At 65.6% G+C, this 19,995-nt stretch carries 19 protein-coding genes; 13 read left to right on the top strand and 6 right to left on the bottom strand.

Going from position 1 to position 19,995, the window contains the following annotated elements:
- The first annotated feature begins 57 nt into the window (after positions 1 to 57).
- The 5 genes from gyrB to ACYQOP_RS16025 all read left to right on the top strand — a co-directional run bounded on the left by gyrB (position 58) and on the right by ACYQOP_RS16025 (position 7,235).
- Positions 58 to 2,511 carry a DNA topoisomerase (ATP-hydrolyzing) subunit B gene (gyrB, locus tag ACYQOP_RS16005; RefSeq protein WP_056433715.1) on the top strand — a complete coding sequence of 818 codons (2,454 nt, stop codon included), beginning with the start codon at positions 58 to 60 and terminating at the stop codon, positions 2,509 to 2,511.
- A 24-nt stretch (positions 2,512 to 2,535) separates the two neighbouring features.
- Complete coding sequence (locus ACYQOP_RS16010) at positions 2,536 to 2,856, top strand: hypothetical protein (RefSeq protein ID WP_043764525.1); 321 nt, start codon at positions 2,536 to 2,538, stop codon at positions 2,854 to 2,856.
- Between the two features lie 395 nt (positions 2,857 to 3,251).
- Positions 3,252 to 3,461, top strand: coding sequence for a hypothetical protein (locus ACYQOP_RS16015; RefSeq protein ID WP_056433285.1), 210 nt, complete (start codon positions 3,252 to 3,254; stop codon positions 3,459 to 3,461).
- A 361-nt stretch (positions 3,462 to 3,822) separates the two neighbouring features.
- The gene (locus ACYQOP_RS16020) at positions 3,823 to 4,461 is read left to right on the top strand and encodes a DUF2147 domain-containing protein (RefSeq protein WP_056433281.1); all 639 of its coding nucleotides are present in this window, start codon (positions 3,823 to 3,825) and stop codon (positions 4,459 to 4,461) included.
- A 704-nt stretch (positions 4,462 to 5,165) separates the two neighbouring features.
- Complete coding sequence (locus tag ACYQOP_RS16025) at positions 5,166 to 7,235, top strand: hypothetical protein (protein ID WP_461223017.1); 2,070 nt, start codon at positions 5,166 to 5,168, stop codon at positions 7,233 to 7,235.
- Positions 7,236 to 7,350: 115 nt separating this feature from the next.
- On the opposite strand, the gene ACYQOP_RS16030 is transcribed toward ACYQOP_RS16025, so the two are convergent.
- Positions 7,351 to 7,545 (bottom strand): hypothetical protein, encoded by a 195-nt coding sequence (locus ACYQOP_RS16030; protein ID WP_461223018.1) that lies wholly within the window; start codon positions 7,543 to 7,545, stop codon positions 7,351 to 7,353.
- Between the two features lie 315 nt (positions 7,546 to 7,860).
- Here ACYQOP_RS16030 and ACYQOP_RS16035 point away from each other — a divergent pair, with 315 nt between their 5' ends.
- Positions 7,861 to 8,073 carry a ParA family protein gene (locus tag ACYQOP_RS16035; protein WP_461223019.1) on the top strand — a complete coding sequence of 71 codons (213 nt, stop codon included), beginning with the start codon at positions 7,861 to 7,863 and terminating at the stop codon, positions 8,071 to 8,073.
- 39 nt (positions 8,074 to 8,112) lie between these two features.
- Positions 8,113 to 8,853: a P-loop NTPase family protein gene (locus ACYQOP_RS16040; protein WP_461223020.1), complete on the top strand. Its 741-nt coding sequence runs from the start codon at positions 8,113 to 8,115 to the stop codon at positions 8,851 to 8,853.
- Between the two features lie 29 nt (positions 8,854 to 8,882).
- On the opposite strand, the gene ACYQOP_RS16045 is transcribed toward ACYQOP_RS16040, so the two are convergent.
- From ACYQOP_RS16045 to ACYQOP_RS16055, 3 genes are all read right to left on the bottom strand, one after another.
- The gene (locus tag ACYQOP_RS16045) at positions 8,883 to 9,566 is read right to left on the bottom strand and encodes an IS1595 family transposase (protein ID WP_461223021.1); all 684 of its coding nucleotides are present in this window, start codon (positions 9,564 to 9,566) and stop codon (positions 8,883 to 8,885) included.
- A 57-nt stretch (positions 9,567 to 9,623) separates the two neighbouring features.
- Positions 9,624 to 10,865 carry a serine hydrolase domain-containing protein gene (locus tag ACYQOP_RS16050; RefSeq protein WP_461223023.1) on the bottom strand — a complete coding sequence of 414 codons (1,242 nt, stop codon included), beginning with the start codon at positions 10,863 to 10,865 and terminating at the stop codon, positions 9,624 to 9,626.
- Positions 10,866 to 11,048: 183 nt separating this feature from the next.
- Positions 11,049 to 11,543: a DUF427 domain-containing protein gene (locus tag ACYQOP_RS16055; RefSeq protein ID WP_461223024.1), complete on the bottom strand. Its 495-nt coding sequence runs from the start codon at positions 11,541 to 11,543 to the stop codon at positions 11,049 to 11,051.
- 235 nt (positions 11,544 to 11,778) lie between these two features.
- Between ACYQOP_RS16055 and otsB the strand changes: the two genes are divergently transcribed.
- Positions 11,779 to 12,531 (top strand): trehalose-phosphatase, encoded by a 753-nt coding sequence (gene otsB / locus ACYQOP_RS16060; RefSeq protein WP_461223025.1) that lies wholly within the window; start codon positions 11,779 to 11,781, stop codon positions 12,529 to 12,531.
- A 126-nt stretch (positions 12,532 to 12,657) separates the two neighbouring features.
- Positions 12,658 to 13,668 (top strand): glucokinase, encoded by a 1,011-nt coding sequence (locus ACYQOP_RS16065; RefSeq protein WP_461223026.1) that lies wholly within the window; start codon positions 12,658 to 12,660, stop codon positions 13,666 to 13,668.
- Between the two features lie 9 nt (positions 13,669 to 13,677).
- Here ACYQOP_RS16065 and ACYQOP_RS16070 read toward each other — a convergent pair whose 3' ends face one another.
- Positions 13,678 to 13,848, bottom strand: coding sequence for a hypothetical protein (locus ACYQOP_RS16070; protein WP_419953821.1), 171 nt, complete (start codon positions 13,846 to 13,848; stop codon positions 13,678 to 13,680).
- Positions 13,849 to 13,932: 84 nt separating this feature from the next.
- The gene (purD, locus tag ACYQOP_RS16075) at positions 13,933 to 15,216 is read right to left on the bottom strand and encodes a phosphoribosylamine--glycine ligase (RefSeq protein WP_461223027.1); all 1,284 of its coding nucleotides are present in this window, start codon (positions 15,214 to 15,216) and stop codon (positions 13,933 to 13,935) included.
- 577 nt (positions 15,217 to 15,793) lie between these two features.
- Between purD and xseA the strand changes: the two genes are divergently transcribed.
- The 4 genes from xseA (at position 15,794) to ACYQOP_RS16095 (ending at position 19,968) form a co-directional block, all read left to right on the top strand.
- Positions 15,794 to 17,419, top strand: a complete 1,626-nt coding sequence (gene xseA / locus ACYQOP_RS16080; protein ID WP_461223028.1) for an exodeoxyribonuclease VII large subunit — start codon at positions 15,794 to 15,796, stop codon at positions 17,417 to 17,419.
- A 271-nt stretch (positions 17,420 to 17,690) separates the two neighbouring features.
- A complete protein-coding gene (locus ACYQOP_RS16085; RefSeq protein ID WP_056433705.1) occupies positions 17,691 to 17,918 on the top strand; it encodes a DUF4170 domain-containing protein in 228 nt (75 codons plus the stop codon).
- A gap of 125 nt (positions 17,919 to 18,043) precedes the next feature.
- On the top strand, positions 18,044 to 18,988 hold the full coding sequence (locus ACYQOP_RS16090; RefSeq protein WP_019903469.1) for a ribose-phosphate pyrophosphokinase: 945 nt from the start codon (positions 18,044 to 18,046) through the stop codon (positions 18,986 to 18,988).
- A 269-nt stretch (positions 18,989 to 19,257) separates the two neighbouring features.
- Entirely contained in the window at positions 19,258 to 19,968 is a 711-nt protein-coding gene (locus ACYQOP_RS16095; RefSeq protein ID WP_056433259.1) for a DUF1013 domain-containing protein, read from the top strand.
- Positions 19,969 to 19,995 lie beyond the last annotated feature (27 nt).

Below are 19,995 nucleotides of genomic sequence, written 5' to 3' on the forward strand. Positions count from 1 at the left end.
AGCCGGGGCACGAAAATCAAGCAAAGACCCGCCTGCCTGGGGAACTTGATGTCCGACATGACCGACGACGACACCTCCCGCAACCTGGCGGCTACGGCCTATGGGGCGGAATCCATCCGCGTGCTCAAGGGGCTGGATGCCGTGCGCAAGCGGCCCGGCATGTATATCGGCGACACCGATGACGGGTCGGGCCTGCATCACATGGTCTACGAGGTGGTGGACAACGCCATCGACGAGGCGCTGGCGGGCCACGCCGACGTCGTCACCTGCACCCTCAATGCCGACGGCTCGGTGACGGTGTCCGATAACGGCCGCGGCATCCCCACCGACATCCACAAGGAGGAGGGGGTCTCGGCCGCCGAGGTCATCATGACCCAGCTCCATGCCGGCGGTAAGTTCGACCAGAATTCCTACAAGGTCTCCGGCGGCCTGCACGGCGTCGGTGTCTCCGTCGTCAACGCCCTCTCGCAATGGCTCCGCCTGCGCATCTGGCGCAACGGCAAGGAGCACGCGATGGAGTTCCGCCACGGCGACGCGGTGTCGCCGCTGGTGGTCGTGGGTGACGGCAACGGACGGCGCGGCACGGAAGTGTCGTTCCTGCCCTCCACCGACACGTTCACGATGATCGAGTTCGACTACGCGACGCTGGAAAAGCGCCTGCGCGAACTCGCCTTCCTCAATTCCGGCGTGCGCATCGTCCTCACCGACGCGCGCCATGCCGAGCACAAGCGCGAGGAGCTGTTCTACGAGGGCGGGATCGAGGCCTTCGTGCGCTATCTCGACCGCTCGCGCAAACCGATCGAGGGCATGACGAAGCCGGTCTTCGTGCGGGCCGAGCGCGACAACATCCGCGTCGAGGTCGCGCTGTGGTGGAACGACTCGTTCAACGAGACCGTGCTGCCCTTCACCAACAACATCCCGCAGCGTGACGGCGGCACCCATATGGCGGGCTTCCGCGCCGCCATGACCCGGCAGATCACCGGCTATGCCGAATCCACCGGCATCACCAAGCGCGAGAAAATCACCCTCACCGGCGAGGATTGCCGCGAGGGCCTGACGGCGGTCATCTCGGTGCAGGTGCCCGACCCGAAATTCTCGTCCCAGACCAAAGACAAGCTGGTCTCGTCGGAAGTCCGTCCGGCCGTGGAGAACGTCCTCAACGAGGGCCTCTCCAACTGGCTCGAGGAGAACCCGGCCCAGGCGAAATCCGTGATGGGCAAGGTCATCCTCGCGGCCTCCGCCCGCGAGGCGGCGCGCAAGGCCCGCGAGACCGTGACCCGCAAGGGCGTACTCGACATCGCCTCGCTGCCCGGCAAGCTCGCCGATTGCCAGGAGCGCGACCCGTCGAAATGCGAGATCCTCTTGGTGGAGGGCGATTCCGCCGGCGGCTCGGCCAAGCAGGGCCGCGACCGCCACTTCCAGGCCGTGCTCCCCCTGCGCGGCAAGATCCTGAACGTCGAGCGCGTGCGGGCGGACCGGATGCTCTCCTCGGCCGAGATCGGCACGCTGATCACGGCGCTCGGCGCCGGCATCGGCCGCTCCTCCACCGACCGCGAGGGCTTCAACCCGGACAAGCTGCGCTATCACCGCATCATCATCATGACCGATGCGGACGTGGACGGCTCGCACATCCGCACCCTGCTGCTGACCTTCTTCTTCCGGCAGATGCCGGAGCTGATCGAGCGCGGCTACGTCTACATCGCCCAGCCGCCGCTCTATAAGGCCGCCAAGGGCAAGACCGCGATCTACCTCAAGGACGAGCGGGCGCTGGAGGATTACCTCATTGATGCCGGCGTCGACGGGGCCGTGCTCCGCCTCGCCTCCGGCGCCGAGTTCGGCGGGCCACAATTGAAGGCCCTGGTGGAGGAGGCGCGCCAGTTCCGCGGCCTGATGCAGGCGCTCCACACCCGCTACGACCGCGCCACGGTGGAACAGGCGATGATCGCCGGGGCCTTCCGCACCAACGTGGACGAGAACCCCGACGAGGCGACGAAGCGCGCCACCGAGATCGCCCGGCGCATGGATGTCATCGCCGACGATATCGAGCAGGGCTGGGAGGGCTCCGTCAGCGAAGGCGGCTACATCCTCAGCCGGACCCTGCGCGGGGTGCGCCAGGTCGTGACCCTCGACGCCTCGCTCATCGCCTCGCAGGAGGCGCGCCGCCTGTCGGACCGCGCCGAGGCCCTGCGCGAGATTTACGGCGAGCCGGTGACCTATGCCCGCAAGGGCGAGGAGACCGTGCTGCACGGCCCCGTGGGCCTGTTCGAGGCGGTGATGGCGTTCGGGCGCAAGGGCCTGCAGCTCCAGCGCTACAAGGGGCTCGGCGAGATGAACCCGCAGCAGCTGTGGGAGACCACCCTCGACAGCGAGGTCCGCTCGCTGCTCCAGGTTCGGATCAAGGACACCCAGGATGCCGACGACCTGTTCGTGAAGCTGATGGGTGACGTGGTGGAGCCGCGCCGGGAGTTCATCCAGGAGAACGCTCTCAGCGTCGCCAATCTCGACGTCTGAGCCAATACGACCGGGAGGGTCGATATGAGCAACATCATCCGTCCGACCTTCGGTCAGCCGCGTCGGCCCGAGCCCGTCAGTGACGACGACCGGGTCGAGGTCACGACGCAGCGCGTCTACGGGGAGGCCGGCGATCACCGCGTCTGCCTCGTCCGCGACGACGACGCGCCCGGCGGGGAGGTCTACAAGGTCGTCGTCGGGCGTCTCTCCGGGCAGGAAGTCAGCACCGTGGCGATCCTGCCAGCCACGGCCGAGGGCGAAGTGGATGCCGAGATGGTCGCCCTCGCGATCCTCCGCACGCTGAGCCTGATCGACGAGGACGACGACACTCCGGGCATCGCCTGAGGGCCAGTCCTCCGGCCCGGCCGAAGGCCACCGCGCCGGGCTTTCCATCGCCGGCGCGAGGCAGGCGACAGGATGTCCCATCTCTTCCGAGCGACCACCGCCGAAGAAGCCCGCGCTCCGGGCGCGATGGCGGCTGGCGGCTGGCGGCACCCGTTTTTCCGAACAGCCGATAGCGTAAGCGTCTGCACCAACTCCACTTCCCGAGCCTCGGCTCCGCCGCGCGGCCGCTGAATCACGTCCGCCGGCACAGGCGCCTCCACCGGCGCAGTGCTCGGCAACAGACCTTCCGTCGTCCGAGGAACCATTGACGCCAGATTGGACTTATTCTAATTAGCAACTGAGGGGCAGGCGCATCGGGGGCGTCCCGAGCCGGCCCGGACATATTGGAGAGACCGATGGCACAGATCACCAGCGCAGCTTGCGAGGCCTGCCGCTTCTTCGACGACCACAAGATCAATGGCGGCCAGGCTGCCGCCGATCAGGGCCTCTGCCGCTACAACCCGCCGGTGAGCCAGCCCGAGCCGAAGTCGCCTGGCCTGTGGCCGGTGGTGGCCTCGAAGGATTGGTGCGGTCACTTCACCTCCGGCATGACCGCCGCCGAGTAAGCTCCAGCCGCCCGCCGGACCCGTCAGGCGAGACCGATCGGTCAAGCTTAGAGAGGCTCGGCACAAGGTCGGTTCCATCACGAAGGGCGAGATCGGGGCCGGTGCGGAAGCACCGGCCCTTTCTCATGTGTCGAATACGGTAGCGTCTCTTCCCGAACCTCACGAAGAATTCTCTCGCACGCGTCCCGAATTCCGTTAGGACGCCGCGAGCCGGTCATGATCCGGTCACCTTCGCGTCCGAAGCGGGGACCTTCAGACGATGGGCGGCTCCTGCCATCGCGTCCTGTGTCACGCCTCCGTATGGATGGGCGGCACAGGGACGGGCGGTTGCGTTTCGGGGCGGGTTAAGGATTTTTTCTGGATGACGTATCGACCCATTTCGGCAATGGCCGGGCGCCTCTTGGCCCCGATGGCCGGCCTCGCGCTCAGCGCGATATCGGGCTTCGCCGTGGCCGCTCCCAACGATCCGAGCGGAACCTGGCTCACCGAGGACGGGCGGGCGCGGGTTCGCATCGAGAAATGCGGCGCGAAGAACGATCACGTCTGCGGCTACGTCGTCTGGCTGAAAGTGCCGCTGAACGACAAGGGCCAGCCCCGGGTCGATTTCAAGAATCCCGACCCGAAGAAGCAGGCCCGCCCCTCCCTCGGCCACCAGCTCATCATGGGCATCAAGCCGAACGCCGAGAACCATTACGAGGGCAAGATCTACAACGCCGAGGACGGGTCGTTCTACGATGTGACGATCTGGAGCGAGAAGCCCGGCGAGCTCACCGTGCGCGGCTGCATGCTGCGCTTCATGTGCATGTCGCAGGCCTGGACCAAGGTGACGGACACGGCACCGGGCCAGATCACCGGCCCGACCAACGGCCCGGGCGGCCCCCGCTCCGATCCGGAATGGGCGCCGAAGGCCGCACCGGCCGGGGGAGCCGGCACGCCTGCCGCATCCTCCGCCAAACCGGCCGCCACGGCACCGAAGCCGGCAGCCAAGCCGGCCGAGTAAGACGACGGCCGGAACCGTTCGATCCGGCCGAGGGTCGTTGGAACGATCGACGGCCGCTCGTATCCGCTCGATGACGTCCTGCACGGCCGGATCGTGCCGCTACCGTGCGACCTCCTGACGATCAGGGAGTTCGCGCGGTAAGCGGGCGTCGGGAGTCCGGTTGCACGACAAGACCTATCCTCGGATCACGACCCGTCCTGGGATCAAGCCCCTCGCTTGGCCGGGGAGCCACTGCCCGCCGGCATCATCGCGAAGCTGCCACCCCTGAATGTGTTCGAGCCGTCCGGGGACGTCCCCCGAACCAGGCGCACGGCGGACGAGGCGACCGGGATCACTCGGCGCTCGGCGTAGCGGTTCCGACAGGCCCGAGCGGCTGCAGTTACACCGGAGCCGCACCTCCGACGTTCGATCCCCAAGATCCTCGACCGATCCCCAAGACCCTCGACAACGAAGCCACCCACGAGCACCCGACGGTGCGCGTGGCCGGCTTCATCGTGTGAGGGACACTGGACGCTGCGCGTCTGCGCCACGTCCGGTCGGGAACGACCGCCCGGAGCCGGTCTGCTTCCATCGATCAGGACCCCATTCGGCCAAACGTTGAGTGCGCCGCAGGCTCGACATAGACTTTGCTTGTCCAAGACATCGGTCGACCTTTGTAGAGGGGTCGATCGATGGATCGGCATTGCGGAGATCCAAGTCAATCCATGAATTTCAGCTTGAAATCCCTTGTCATCCTTGCGATTTCCGGAGCACTATCCGGGGAGGCCAAGGCAATCGATTCCGGCTTCTACAATGGCAGCCATGTTTGCAACGGCGCGTTGACGCTGGACGACTGGGAATTCCGACAAGAAGAATCGTCATTCGACGTCTTCTTTCGCAAGACGACGGCGTCTTCCTTCCAAAAGCTGGAGTTGGTCGCTCAGGATACGGATGGTGGTCTTCTCCTCGTCGATCGGCGCGGTCGCCCTTGGATCGCGGTGCGATTCGGGCAGAACGGCGACAGCCTCCAGGGGCGGTGGCTCACCGGCCAGGGCAAGCCGCAATCCGATTGCGAGCCGTTCACGCTCTCCCGGAGCGAGAGCGCGAAGGCTCGCATGGATCGTCTCTTCGGCCTGCTGGGCGAGACCAGTCCCTCCGTCGAAACGGCCCGGACCGTCGCCGAGGAACAGCAGAAACTCCCGCCGATCGACCTGCTGCCGGATCTGGACCAGCAAGCCTATCGCCAGCGCTATGCCGAGGCGGCGCCGAGCTTCTGGAGGCGCTTTTACGACGCCGAGCGCAAGCGGCTCGCGGAACTCCCCGTCGAACCGCCGGACGCCCGTGATCGGGCCGTCGGGGAAATGCGTGCGGTGACGAGCCTGACGCTGGCGCCCGAAGGGTCGCTCGACCGAAACGGGGCAGCCCGCCAGGCAGCCCTGGACTTCCTGCGCATCGTCGCCGACCGCCTCGCGGCGAGCGGGCGACCGCTCGAGGCCCTCCCGGGGGATAATCTGTGTGAGCGAATGTCGACGTTCGGCTCTATCGACGTCGAGCGGCTCGAACTAGCGGTCGGTCTACCGGTCGAATACTGGGACCGTGCCTTCACGGAGGACCTTCTCCAGAAAGCCCAGTCCTGCAAGGACGGCAGGACCATCGGGCGGTTGCTGTCTCAATCCTATCCCGACATCGAGAAGCGCCGGAAGGCCGCCCTCTGGCTGCGCGAGGAGCGGGAGCGTCTCCTCGCCCTTCCCCTGACCCTGACGTCGTTCCGTGACACGAACGGGTTGCAGCTCAGCAGGGACGAACTCCGCCGAAACGACGTGTCGCGAATGGCCTATGACCGCTTCCTCGGAGCCCCGCTCGAAACCCGTCGCACCGAGATGGAGCAGGCCGCCGCTCGGGAGCTTCAGGAGGTGTTCGGCGGCGACAGCCTCAAGGGCCTCCCCCTCAACGAGGCTCGCTCGCAATGCGACCGGCTCGTCGGCACGCAATGGGGCAACGAGGCCCTGTCGCGCCTCTACAAGACCTGCACCGGAATGGCGGAAGACTACGTCGCGAGGAGTGTCCGGCAGGTCTTCCAGGAGCAGGCCGGGCGGATCGAGGCCGCACCGAAGACGTTCGGAGGGCTGGAAGCCAACAACTGGTTCCTGATGGGCACGGGCGATGTGCGCGGGATCTATCCGCCGGCGGCCCTCGTGACGGAGTTCAACGGCAAGATCGCCGAGGTCCGGGCCGAGGCCGTCCGCATTGCGACGGGCGAAGTCGACAAGGCCTTCGCCGCCGCCGATCCTATATCGGACGTTACGGCCTCACCCATCCTGCAATGTGGGCGCGGCACGATTCCGTTGCATGAAAGTCTCAGGCCCCTCGTCCAGGCCTGCCAGGAGGGAAGCCGCGCCTTGGCCGCCCGGCGCGACGAACTCCGGTGCCAGGAAGCCCTCAAGGCGTCCGGTGGCGGCTCCGGCCTGCTGGAGGCCGCGATCAGGCCGAAGGCCACACCGGGCAACAGCTTCCGGGTCCGTCAGCTCGTCTGCGAAGCGGCCAGGCAGAAGGTCACGGTCACCTTCCCCACCTCCGGCATGCTGTGGTGGTCCAAGCAATATGTCGAGGCGCGGCTTCCGGCCGAGAGAGGCCGCGACCAGGTCCGCGCCCTCCGCTGGCTCATCGAGCCGGTCGCCGATGCGAAGGGCGAATGGGCGATCTCCAGGCTCGAATCCAAGACAGGGGAGGTGGCGCTGCCTTTCCCCGAAGACAGCCTGCTGCCCTGCCTCGCGCGGCAAAGCCTCTGCCGCTGACGTCTCCGCGCGACCTCGGCACCGGGGCGGCCGTCCGCGGATCGAGGCCGGGAGGGTTCCATCCGGTATTAGGGCGCAAACGCCACAAGTGGCCTGAGGGGTCAGCCCCCAAATCTCAGGCCTGGAAAACGAACATGTGCTGAGCGGCCTCGTCCGCAAGCAGGCCGAGATCGCCGGACAGATCCGACACACTCAGGGCGAGCTTCGGATGCTCGTCACGGCGCCGGACGCCATAGACAGCATTATCCGCATCTTCGACCCCACGGCGGAGGTGGGAGAGATAAGGAACCGTCAGTACCCGCCGCTTCACGCGCCTTTCCAAGTGAGATGATGCGGTTCGTCCTGGGGGCGCTCCGCGTCGCTGACGGGCCGCTTACGTCCAGAGAGATCTCGGACCACGTCATGACCGGACGCGGACTCAACAAGGACGACCGCAAGGTCGCGCAGATAATTCGGAAGCGGGTCGGAGCCTGTTTGTGGAAGAGCAAGCAGGCCGGGAATGTCAGGGAAGCGGTGATTGAATGCGATTTGAAAGGGTGGTGCGGGGCTAATTTCCGTCAGATATAACTTCCTGAGCCACCTTGCGGAGTGGTAGGTCTGAGCAAACGCTTGGTCGGAGTCCGCTATGAAAAAGATTGCCCTTTTCAACCACAAGGGCGGCGTCGGAAAAACGACGCTGACAATTAATATTGCTGACGCACTGTCAGATCTCGGCAAGACCGTGATTATCGCCGATGCGGACCCTCAATGCAATGTTACTTCATTCTACGTCGAAGAGGACAGTCTTGAGCGACTACTTGGCGAGTCCGACGACGAGGGGTCTGAGGCAACAATTTAGTCTGCGATCAAGCCAGTCGTAGATGGCCGCGGTGGGGTAGTGAATATTCCTACAATTCAAATACCTGGAAGAAATATTCATCTGCTGCCAGGCGATGTTTTGCTTTCTGAATATGAAGAAGCGCTTCCTTCCGCCTGGACAGATTGTTTTGCTCGCAGGACACGCGGCTACGATGTCACAACTGCTCTTGCATCATTGGTAAACAGCACTGCGGCAAGAGTTGGCGCCGATTATTGTCTCTATGATGTTGGGCCAAACATTGGAGCATTAAACAGAGCTATTTTACTCGATTGCGACTACTTCATAACGCCTGTATGCGCAGATCTATTTTCTCTTCGCGCGCTATCTACAGTTGGCCGTGCTATGAAAAAGTGGATGGATGAATGGAAAACCGTCCGAGAACTTGCTACTACTGCCGATAGACGCAGACTCCCGATGGGGCGCCCTAAGTATTTAGGATATGTAACATCAGCATATAAAGTCAATCGTGGCAGAAGCGCTGCAATACCTCACGCTGATTGGGAGACAAAAATTGAAGCACGCGTCAGAGAACGAGTTGTATCAGAGCTTATGTCTTTTGATCACACTCTAGTTCCTTCTGGCGGCAACAAGCTTGGCGAAATCAAGCACTATCATAGCTTAGCTCCCGAGGCTCAAAAGCATGGAGTTGCAATCGGTAAACTGAGAGGATTTGTAAATCCAGGGCATTACATAACAGTTGATGGAGCAAGAACTGACTTTGCTGGACTTGACTCTATTATATCGAGTAGAGCTATTTAAGATTGGATTATAACTTTAGACCAATCTATTCAGGCGGCGACACTTCTATGCCGCTGCCGGTAGCCGCAGAATTCCACGGATGGACCGCGCTTCATCGCCAGCCCGGCGATCCGCTCGTACTGAGTGCCCTTCGCCTCGCGGCGGCGATCCTCGCGCCATGAGGCCTCCTGGGCGTAGCGGAGGAGATAGACACCAGCGATATGGTGATGGTGGCCCTGCTCGGCGCGACGGAGGTGGGAGAAATATTCCTCGTCCATGTCCGTACAGGCACCGTCATCACTGTAGGCGTCGCGGTGATTCATGCGCTTGACCTCGCAATGAGCGTGAAGCGCGTCCCATGAAGCGGCCTCGTCGGCCTGAATGACGGTGCCCTTGGCGACGCGGGCCTTGATGAAACTGAGGGCCGCGCCTTCGGTACGGAACACGGCGGGGACAGAGTTGCCGCCGCGCTCGCGGACGATCACGACGCACTCACGCTTGCCGTTCTGGTTTCTGGCAAGGTGCCGGTCGACGCGGTTCGCCTTGTGAATGGCGGGCTTGATGTAGCTGCCCAAGCACCCGTCATCCACCTCGACCGTCTTGCCCACACCGCCGACGACGCGGCCCTTCAACTCCACGGCCATGGCCTTGCGGAGTTTGTGAGGGAAGACGAAGGCGCGCTTGTAGGAGACGCCAAGTGGCCTGCTGCCGGTTCCATCGTCACGCCGGCTCATGCCGGCTCGCCTCGCCCCGGATCTCAGGTCCGGGGCGAGGCTTCGCTTAAAGCCCCGTCACTCCACCAAGGCGGCGTAGGTCAGCACCCGCAATTCCCGTCTGATCGGCAGGGCCGAGGACGGGATGAGCTGGGCCAGCATCACCACGGCGAGGTCTTCGGCCGGGTCGATCCAGAACGAGGTGCTGGCCAAGCCGCCCCAGGCGACCTCGCCGGGGGTGCCGACGATCTGCGCCCGCGCCGGATCGAGCATGACCGAGAAGCCGAGCCCGAAGCCGATTCCCGTATAGGAGGATTCCGAGAAGCGCGGCTGGCCCATCGAGGCGAGGTCGCCGCCCAGATGGTTCATCAGCATCAGCTCCACCGTCTTGCGGCCCAGGAGCCGCACGCCATCGAGGGTGCCGCGCCCGAGGATGAAGCGGCAGAAGCGCATATAGTCCGACGCGGTCGAGACGAGGCCGCCCCCGCCGGAGGCGATCGCGGGCTTGGCGGAAAAGCGGCTTCCCACGGCATCGTCGTAGAGCTTGAGGCTGCGGTCGCGGAACAGGCTGTAATTGGCCGCCAGCCGGGAGACCTTGTCGGCGGGCACGTAGAAATCCGTGTCGACCATGCCGAGCGGGTCGATCACCCTGGTCTTCAGGAAATCGCCGAAATCCTGTCCCGAGACCACCGCGACGAGGTGGCCGAGGAGGTCGGTGGCGACACTGTAGTTCCATTCCGCGCCGGGCTGGGCGAGGAGGGGCTGCCGCGCCAGCCGGGCGACCACCTCGGCGAGGCTCGCATCCTGGTTCTCGCCGAAATCGACGCCGTTCTGCCGGTAGAGCGCGTCGACGAGGGTCGCCTCCATGAAGCCGTAGGTGAAGCCCGCCGTATGGGTGAGGCAGTCGCGGATGGTGATCGGGCGCTGGGCCGGCACGGTCTCGGCCTTCACCCGGTTGCCGCCGGTGAAAACCCGCATGTCGGTAAATTCGGGCAGGAAGCGGGTGATCGGGTCGTCGAGCTGGAAGCGCCCTTCCTCGTAGAGCATCATCACCGCCACCGAGGTCAGCGGCTTCGTCATCGAGTAGATTCGGGTGATCGTATCGGCGGCAAACGGCGTCGCCCGCGCGATGTCGGCCAGGCCATGGGCACGGAAGAAGGCGGTCTCCCCGCGCCGCGACAGCATCACCGAGAGGCCGGCGAGCTTGCCCTCGGCCACCAGCCTGCGCATCCAGCCATCGACCCGCTCGAGCCGCTCGGGGCAGAGACCGAGGGCCTTCGGGTCGGTTACGGGCAAGTCCTGTACCGGGGTGTCCTGCATGCGCGCTTCTCCATCTTCACCGCCCTCGCGCGGCCGTCTCGTCGAACCTGGGTCCGGCGTTTAGAGCATCGTTCGGCGCCATGGGTACCGGTATTTGCCGGCTGTCGGTCAAACGCCGAAGGGCCGTCGCATGGCGCATCGAAGGGCCGTCGCGTAACGCATGGAAAGCGCGGGACGTGGCACTCACCAGCCCATGCTGCCCGGTCCGCCCTTGAACGGGCCGACGACCTCCGGCGTGATCCAGCCGCCATAGAAGCCGCCGGGCTGCGGCTCGGCCTTCACGTCGCCGACGAAACAGGCCTCCATCGCCCCGGCATAATAGGCGACGAAGCCGGCAATGGCCGTGAAATCCGGTGTGGGTTCCGGGTAGGACCAGGCCGCGCCCGGCGCCCGATGGCCGCCGGCCAGGACATCGTGGAGGACGGCGCGGCCCTTCCATTCGCAGATCCCCGCCATGATGGGCGGCCCGAGCACGCCATCGGCCACATCGCCGGGGGGCAGGTAATAGGTCGGCGGATGGCTGGTCTCCAGCACGCGGTACCCTGCCACCGTGTCGGCGACGGTCGCACCGGCGAACACCACGCGCAGGCGCCGGGCCACGCGCTCCAGCCGCGGCGGGCGCGGATAATTCCACACGCTTTCCTGGCCGGGGCCGAAGGGCAGGGGGGTGGGGTGCATCGGAATCATCCAACTTCGAAGGCGTATCAATGGGTTACCGGGAGAACACCCTTCCGGAAACGGGAGACCGTTTTCGCGATGGGGGCCGGCACGCAGGCGATATTCGAGACGCGGCGTTTGCGCGTGGCGCGGGCCATGCTAGCCCGGCTCGCGACGCGGATGATAGAAATTCGGCCGCTCCGATGGATCGGCCGTCTCGGTGAGCCGGCCATCCCGAGCCAGACACCCTGGGACAATGCCTGTGACGGATTTCGCCCTCTTTCTTGATTTCGACGGCACCCTCGTGGAGATTGCTCCCCGACCCGACCAGGTGGTGGTGCCCCCGGAGCTCGCGCCCGCGCTCCTGCGCCTGCGGGACCGGCTCGGCGGGGCGCTCGCCATCGTCACCGGCCGCCCCATCGCGGTGATCGACGACTTCCTTTCGCCCGCCAGGTTCGATGTCGCCGGGCTTCACGGGGTCGAGCGGCGGGTCGACGGGGTGGTGTCGGGAGGCAGTGCCGAGGATCATCCTGCCCTGCGCGCCCGCATCACGGGGCTCAAGGACGCCGTGCGCGACCTCGAATCCGTGCTGATCGAGGACAAGGGAGCCTCCGTCGCGGTGCATTGGCGCCTCGCCACGCCCACCGATGCCGCGCAGGCGGAGGAGGCCGTGAAGGCGGCCGCGGCCGATCTCGGTGACGCCTATCGGCTGCAGCTGGGCAAGGCGGTCGGTGAGATCGTCCCGGCTTCCGCGACCAAGGGCCATGCCATCCGCGCCCTGTCCGAGGCGCCGCCCTATGCCGGCCGCCGCGCGATGTTTCTGGGCGACGACCTCACCGACGAGAAGGCCTTCGCCGTGGTGAACGAGGAGGGTGGGGTGAGCGTCCGCATCGGTGGCAGCGACACCATCGCCACGCGGCGCCTCACCGATCCCGATGCCGTGCGCGCGCTGATCTATGCCTGGGCCTACGGCGCGCCGATCGACCCCGACGCCCTGCCGCCCGCCTGAGGGCGCGACCGGCCGCGATCCCGCATCGGGGCCGGTGCCGCAGACCAGACCGTGACGCCCCTCACCCGCATCGAGGGGGGGCGAGATGTGAAATCCCGGATTCCAGCGCGAAGGACAACCGCACGCATGTTCGAGTTCCCGGTCCTCGTCGGCGATATCGGCGGCACCAATGCCCGCTTCGCACTCGTGCCGGAGGCGGGCGCCGGGGCGGAGATCGTCGGCCATGTCCCGACCAACGCCTTCCCCGACCCGAGCGCCGCGATCCGGTCCGTTCTCGAAAAGTATGACGGACCGGCGCCGCGCTCGACGATCCTGGCGGTCGCCGCCCGGATCGATGGCCCCGCCGTCCGTCTCACCAATGCGAACTGGGTCATCGAAGGCGCGCGGATCGGCCGGGATTTCGGCCTCTCGCGCGCGGTGGTCGTCAACGATTACGTCCCCGTCGCCGCCGGCGCCGTGGATATCGCCCCCACCGACCTGACGCCGGTCGGCCCCTATCGTGATGGTGGGCTGAAGGGCGACCAGGGGACGAGACTCGTCCTCGGCCCCGGCACCGGCTTCGGCGCGGCGGCCGTCATCCCCTACGCGGACCGTCTCGCCATCGTCTCCACCGAGGCTGGCCACGTCGATTTCGGCCCCACAGATGCGGCCGAGGAAGAGATCTGGCGGCATGTGGAGCGTATCGAGGGGCGGGTGACGGTGGAGGCGCTGCTCTCGGGACCCGGCCTCGCACGGCTCTACAAGGCCATCCATCTCGCCCGCACCGGCCAAGAGGCGGCGGATGCCGAGCCCGCCATGGTCACGAATAGAGGTGTCGACGGCAGCGATCCTCATGCGGCCGAGGCCGTCGCCCTGTTCGCCAAGCTGCTCGGCCGAGTCTGCGGCGACCTCGCCCTGACCTTCCTCGCTACGGGCGGCGTTTATATCGGCGGCGGCATCACCCCGCGGATCCTGCCCGTCCTGGAGGAGGGCGGTTTCCGACGGTCTTTCGAGCATAAGCCGCCCTTCGTCACGCAGATGGAGGCGATCCCCACCAGCGTGATTTCCGTCCAGGATCCGGCCTTTTCCGGTCTCGCCGCCCTGGCCAACCGGCCCGAGGTGTTCGTGTATCACGGGCAGGTCTGGACCAAGGACTGATCCGGGCGGCTACTCGTCCGACTCGTTGTCGACGTTCTGCTCCGCCTCGTCGTAGGTGTAGCCTTCGAGCCAGTCGGCGCTGTTCTGCGATCCGGCGGGGTAGGGGTTGGACGCATCCGCCTGGCCGGCGATCTTGGCGGCCTTGCCCTCTTCCATCACGGTCTTCGAGACGTAGCCCATCGGTCGATTCCTCCGCGCCGGCGCGATACCGGCCGTCACCGTGCAAGATGAGCGAGCGCCCGGAATTTCAAGGGCGCGGCTTCGTCAGATGCCATCCCCCGCCACTTCGCGGGCCACGGCCCGCCGACCGATGTCCCGGCGGCAGAAGCCCTCGGGCCAGTCGATCCGCGACACCGCCGCATAGGCGCGGGCCTGGGCCTCCATCATGCTGTCGCCGGTGGCCGTCACCGCCAATACCCGGCCGCCATCGGCGACGATATGGCCATTCTCCGCTCGCGTGCCGGCCTGGAACACGATGACCGCGTTGTTGGCGCTGGCTTCGGCGATCCCCCGGATCGTCGAACCGCGCATCACCGCGCCGGGGTAGCCGGCTGCCGCCATCACGACGGTCAGGGCCGCGCGATGAGCGTCGAACTGCAGCGCGATGCCGGTGACGTCGCCCTCGCAGGCGGCGAGCAGGGCTGGGACCAGATCGGAGGCGAGACGGGGCATCAGCACCTGCGCCTCGGGGTCGCCGAAGCGGGTGTTGTACTCGATGAGCTTAGGGCCATCGGCCGTCAGCATCAGCCCGGCATAGAGGATGCCGGTGAAGGGCGTCCCGCGCTCGCGCATTCCCGCCAGGGTCGGGGCGATGATCGTCTCCATCACCTCCCGTTCGAGGGCGGGCGTCAGGATAGTGGCCGGGGAATAGGCGCCCATGCCGCCGGTATTCGGGCCGCGATCCCCGTCGAAGACGCGCTTATGGTCCTGCGCCGTTCCGATCGGCACGGCGTTCGTCCCGTCGCAGAGGGCAAAGAAGCTCGCCTCCTCGCCGAACAGGCACTCCTCGATGACGATCTCACCACCCGGTTCGCCAAGCATGGAGCGGACAGCGTTCTCCGCCTGATCCAAGGTCTCCGCCACCACGACGCCCTTGCCGGCGGCGAGCCCATCGGCCTTCACCACGATGGGCGCACCGGACTTCGCCAGATAGGCGAGGGCGGCGTCCTGATCGGTGAACCGGGCGAAGGCGGCGGTGGGGATGCCGCGTTCCGTGCACAGATCCTTGGTGAATCCCTTCGAGCCTTCGAGCTGCGCCGCGGCCTTGGTGGGTCCGAAGGCACGGATACCGGCCGCCTGGAGATCGTCGACTAAGCCCGCAACCAGCGGCGCTTCCGGCCCGACCACCACGAGGCCGATCCCGGCGGTCTCGCAGAACTTCTTCACCGCCTCATGATCGGCGACAGCGAGATCGGGACGGTTCTCGCCATATTCCGCCGTCCCCGGATTGCCCGGAGCCGTGAACAGACGAGTGCAAAGCGGACTTTTGGCGATCGCATAAGCCAGCGCATGTTCGCGTCCGCCGGAGCCGATGAGGAGGATGTTCATAAGTCACGCTTCGAAGGACACGGAAGGCATGGCGAGATGCCGAACCGGTATGGACAAGAGCCTGCACAATGCGCCGAATGGCTCTCCACCATAGCATTGTCCCGGCCTCGCAGCGCCGCCCCCTAAGCATCCCGGCATGGCGTTTCCCCCGAAAAGCAGGGGATGGAAAGTCCCGGCCACGGTCCCGGTCGCGGATTCCCGTGATTTCGAGGATGCTTGGCACGCACGAAATTCATTCCCCAACCGCATATGATCGATGATAATCGGAGGAACGATGCCGGCTCTCCCCGAGTTGAATATCGTCATGCCAGGATGTCGCCACTCCGCTTCCCCGCCAATGGCCCCGACGCCGGGGTCGGGAGTGCGTTTGTCGCAGTTTCTTCAAAGCGGTCGCGTCACCGTCAAGGCCGCCAATGACAATCGCCCATCCCATATTCCGGCGTTTTGGCCTTGGGCCGTGGCTATTGGTGTCGCACCGGTTCTGTCGGGCATCCTACTCCTGGCCCTGATCTTCTGACGCTGCCTGCTCGCTCCGGGGTTTACCCGCGTCCGTGCCGAGCCTAGCGTCCGCCGCGACATGGCCCTCGTTCCTCCTCCATCAGCGTCTCCGCCGATCTCCAATGCTCCCGAATGGTCGGTGGGGGATCTCGCCTTGGCCCTGAAGCGAACGCTCGAGGACGCGTTCGGTCATGTCCGGCTGCGCGGCGAGATTTCCGGCTATCGCGGCCAGCATGGCTCGGGCCACGCCTATTTCTCGCTGAAGGACGGGACCGCCAGGATCGACGCGGTGGTGTGGAAGGGGACTTTCAACCGCCTGCGCCAACGGCCGCAGGAAGGCTTGGAGGTGGTCGCCACCGGCCGCATCACCACCTTCGCCGGTAAGTCCTCCTACCAGATCGTCGTCGAGACCCTCGAGCCGGCGGGGATCGGTGCCTGGATGGCCTTGCTGGAGGAGCGCAAGCGTGTCCTCTCGGCGGAGGGGCTGTTCGCGGCCGAGCGCAAGCGCGCGATTCCCTACCTACCCCGGGTCGTCGGGGTCGTGACCTCTCCCACCGGTGCCGTCATTCGGGACATCCTCCACCGGCTGGAAGACCGCTTTCGGAGGCCGGTCCTCGTCTGGCCCGTACGCGTCCAGGGGGAGGGCGCGGCCGAGGAAATCGCGACCGCCATCCGCGGCTTCAACGCGCTTCTCCCGCACGGCGCCATCCCACGGCCGGACGTGCTCATCGTCGCCAGAGGTGGCGGCTCGATCGAAGATCTCTGGGCGTTCAATGAGGAAATCGTGGTCCGTGCCGCCGCGGAAAGCGCCATTCCTCTGATCTCGGCGGTAGGCCACGAGACCGATACCACCCTCATCGATTTCGTCTCGGACCGACGTGCGCCGACTCCCACCGGAGCCGCCGAGATGGCCGTTCCCGTGCGCGCGGATCTCATCGCCGAGATCCGCGACCTTGGTCATCGTCAACGCGAAGCCGTCCAGCGCAGGCTCGACCGTGAGGGTTCAGACCTGCGCGCGCTTCTCCGCGCCATGCCGGGCGCGGATGCGTTCCTGTCGGCAAAACGCCAACGCCTCGACCTTGCTGAGGCCCGGCTCATGCCGGCGCTCGCTGGCAATGCACGCGATTACCGGGTTCGTTTCGGCCGCCTGCTCGACAGGCTCGGGCGTCATCCGCCAGAATTGCGCCTGACCCAGGCGCGTGGTCGGCTCGCCCTGGTGGCCGATCGTCCCCATTCGGCCCTGCGGAACTACGCGGCGCGCAAAGGAGAGGCCCTAGCCTATCTCGGTCGCCGCCTCGTGGTCGCCCGCGAGCAAACTCTCGTGCGTGCTCGCTCGGAGGCCGTTCGCCGAAAGGAGCGGCTCGGCGCGCTCGACGCTCGCCTGGGACAGGCAGCCCGTCGCCTGCTCGAGCGGCGAGCCGACCGGCTCGCCAGTTTCGCATCGCTCCTTGGGTCGTTGAGCTATCGCGCGGTTCTTGCGCGAGGTTTTGCCCTCGTGCGCGACGAGGAGGGAGCGCCGATCCGCGCCGCCGCATCGGCGATGCCGGGGCAGCGCCTGAGCCTCGAATTCGCCGACGGCACGCTCCTCGCCCGGACGGAGGCTTCGGATGCTCCGACGCCGGGAGGAGCAGAGCCTCCGAAGCGCAAGCGACAGTCGCGGAAAACGGTGGAAACACCGCCGCAGCAATCCCTGTTCGAGCTGTGACCCGATCACGCCGTGGGTCCTGTCGAACAAGTCCTGCCGCAGACGCATGGCATGGCCGTGAACCTTGGCGCGAGCGATGCGTCTTGGCCCGCCGTGGCTCGCAAGCCATCGAGAACACCGCTAAAGGCATCCGCTGAAGTCCCGCCGCTGGGGAGCAAAGCCGCTACCGACGGGATTTTCCTGAGAGACGGTTGAAATGCATGGCGGCGCGTCGAAACACGACCTCGGCACCGCCGGTATCGGCCCTGCGCAGGCTTGCCAAGGAGAGACGATGACCACCACGATCGACAGCGGACAGAAGCTACACCTCGTTTTCGGTGGCGAGCTCGAGAACCTCGACGGCGTCAACTTCCGTGACGTGAAGGGGCTCGACATCGTCGGAATCTTTCCGGACTATGCCTCCGCGCAGAGCGCCTGGAAATCGAAGGCACAGGCCACCGTCGACAGCGCTCAGACGCGCTATTTCATCGTCCATCTCCATCGCCTGCTGGAGCCATGATCTGTGCAGGGCATCCCCCAATCATAAGTGAAGGCATTGTGACGCCGGGGCGGGGGTTGTAATGGGTGCCGCGCCGATAGGCCGGTATCTGGCGCGGCTGGAAAATGTGAGATGAAGACGGCGGCATGAAGTCCTCGATCAAGATCATCGCTGGAAATGCCAGCCGTCCGCTTGCGGAGGCGATCTCCGCCTATCTCGAGCTTCCCCTGGCCAAATGCATGGTCCGTCGCTTCGCGGACATGGAAATCTTCGTCGAGCTTCAGGAGAATGTCCGCGGCGAGGACGTCTTCATCGTTCAATCGACCTCGTTCCCCGCCAATGACCACTTGATGGAGCTGCTCATCATGATCGATGCGGCGCGGCGCTCCTCGGCGCGGCGCATCACGGCGGTGATCCCCTATTTCGGCTATGCCCGACAGGACCGTCGCACCTCCGGCCGCACGCCGATTTCGGCTAAGCTTGTCGCCAACCTCATCACCGAAGCCGGCGCCGACCGCGTGATGACACTGGACCTCCATGCAGGCCAGATCCAAGGCTTCTTCGACATCCCCACCGACAATCTCTTCGCCGCGCCGGTGATCGTGCGCGACATCAAGGAGCGTCTCGACCCGAAGGAATGGATGGTGGTCTCGCCCGATGTCGGTGGTGTGGTCCGCGCCCGCGCCATCGCCAAGCGCATCGACGCGACACTGGCCATTGTCGACAAACGCCGCGAGCGCCCCGGTGAATCGGAAGTGATGAACATCATCGGCGAGGTCGAGGGCCGTTCGTGCATCCTCGTCGACGACATCGTCGATTCCGGCGGTACGCTCGTGAACGCCGCAGAAGCCCTACTGAACGCCGGCGCCAAGGATGTGTCAGCCTACATCACCCACGGGGTGCTCTCGGGCGGCGCCGTCTCCCGCATCGCGGCTTCGCGGATGAAAGAGTTGGTGATTACCGATTCGATCCAGCCGACACAGGCGGTCAAGCTCGCCCGCAATATTCGCGTGGCCACCATCGCGCCGCTGCTCGGCGAGGCCATCGGTCGGACCGCGACAGAATCGAGTGTGTCGAGCTTGTTCGTCTGATTGGCCTGATGCCTGGCCGATACGGCATCGATCATCGTCCGCTGCCCAAGTTACGGCGCTCGATGCCAAAATCTCATGGACCTCGCGTCGCGCGGGTCCTCCGTCGGCGATGACCGGACGCGAAGGCAATTGCGCGCTCTTCTGCCGCCGCCTATATACGCTGATCCCCTTTTGAGAGCGTGAGACGGGACTTCCGGATCGATTCATCCGGAGCCTACGGACCGATGCCCGGCGCCGCCCGTTCCCCGCTAACGTCGGAGCCACAGAGCATGTCCCAAGGTCCGCTAATGCCGAAGGCGACCGCCGTCTGGCTGGTCGAGAATACCTCGCTCGCCTTCGAGCAGATCGCCGATTTCTGCAAGCTTCACCCGCTCGAAGTGAAGGGTATTGCCGACGGCGAAGTCGCTGCCGGGATCAAGGGCCTCGACCCGATCACCACGGGTCAGCTTACCCGCGACGAGATCGAGAAAGCGCAGAAATCTCCTAATTACAAGCTGAAGGTTGCCGTCTCGAAGGTGAAGTTGCCGGAGGTCAAGCGCACCACCAAGGGTCCGCGCTACACCCCTCTGTCACGGCGCCAGGACCGGCCGAACGCCATCCTCTGGCTGCTCCGCAACCACCCGGAGTTGAAGGATGCGCAGGTCATCCGCCTCGTCGGCACCACCAAATCGACGATCCAGCAGATCCGTGAGCGCACCCACTGGAATTCGAGCTCGCTGCAGCCGATGGACCCGGTGACCCTTGGTCTCTGCACGCAGATTGATCTCGATTTCGAGGTTCAGCGCGCCGCCAAGGACCGACCGGCCGTTCTGCCGACCGATGCCGGCGCGACCCTGTTGCCCACAGAGGTGTCCACCGCAGGCAGCTACGAAGAGGCGGACGAGCATCATCGCAACGAGCGCGACGAGAAGCTCAACGCGGATTCGGTCTTCGCCAAACTCAAGGGCATGCGCAACACTGAGGATGACGACGAGGAATAATCGTTACCTCGACGACACCACAATCCA

The sequence above is a fragment of the Methylobacterium sp. CM6247 genome (assembly GCF_054817925.1).

Coding starts and splice junctions, on each gene's coding strand:
- gyrB (WP_056433715.1), top strand. CDS start 58: ATGACCGACGACGACACCTCCCGCAACCTGGCGGCTACGGCCTATGGG.
- ACYQOP_RS16010 (WP_043764525.1), top strand. CDS start 2,536: ATGAGCAACATCATCCGTCCGACCTTCGGTCAGCCGCGTCGGCCCGAG.
- ACYQOP_RS16015 (WP_056433285.1), top strand. CDS start 3,252: ATGGCACAGATCACCAGCGCAGCTTGCGAGGCCTGCCGCTTCTTCGAC.
- ACYQOP_RS16020 (WP_056433281.1), top strand. CDS start 3,823: ATGACGTATCGACCCATTTCGGCAATGGCCGGGCGCCTCTTGGCCCCG.
- ACYQOP_RS16025 (WP_461223017.1), top strand. CDS start 5,166: ATGAATTTCAGCTTGAAATCCCTTGTCATCCTTGCGATTTCCGGAGCA.
- ACYQOP_RS16035 (WP_461223019.1), top strand. CDS start 7,861: ATGAAAAAGATTGCCCTTTTCAACCACAAGGGCGGCGTCGGAAAAACG.
- ACYQOP_RS16045 (WP_461223021.1), bottom strand. CDS start 9,566: ATGAGCCGGCGTGACGATGGAACCGGCAGCAGGCCACTTGGCGTCTCC.
- ACYQOP_RS16050 (WP_461223023.1), bottom strand. CDS start 10,865: ATGCAGGACACCCCGGTACAGGACTTGCCCGTAACCGACCCGAAGGCC.
- ACYQOP_RS16055 (WP_461223024.1), bottom strand. CDS start 11,543: ATGCACCCCACCCCCCTGCCCTTCGGCCCCGGCCAGGAAAGCGTGTGG.
- otsB (WP_461223025.1), top strand. CDS start 11,779: ATGCCTGTGACGGATTTCGCCCTCTTTCTTGATTTCGACGGCACCCTC.
- ACYQOP_RS16065 (WP_461223026.1), top strand. CDS start 12,658: ATGTTCGAGTTCCCGGTCCTCGTCGGCGATATCGGCGGCACCAATGCC.
- ACYQOP_RS16070 (WP_419953821.1), bottom strand. CDS start 13,848: ATGGGCTACGTCTCGAAGACCGTGATGGAAGAGGGCAAGGCCGCCAAG.
- purD (WP_461223027.1), bottom strand. CDS start 15,216: ATGAACATCCTCCTCATCGGCTCCGGCGGACGCGAACATGCGCTGGCT.
- xseA (WP_461223028.1), top strand. CDS start 15,794: ATGGCCCTCGTTCCTCCTCCATCAGCGTCTCCGCCGATCTCCAATGCT.
- ACYQOP_RS16085 (WP_056433705.1), top strand. CDS start 17,691: ATGACCACCACGATCGACAGCGGACAGAAGCTACACCTCGTTTTCGGT.
- ACYQOP_RS16090 (WP_019903469.1), top strand. CDS start 18,044: ATGAAGTCCTCGATCAAGATCATCGCTGGAAATGCCAGCCGTCCGCTT.
- ACYQOP_RS16095 (WP_056433259.1), top strand. CDS start 19,258: ATGTCCCAAGGTCCGCTAATGCCGAAGGCGACCGCCGTCTGGCTGGTC.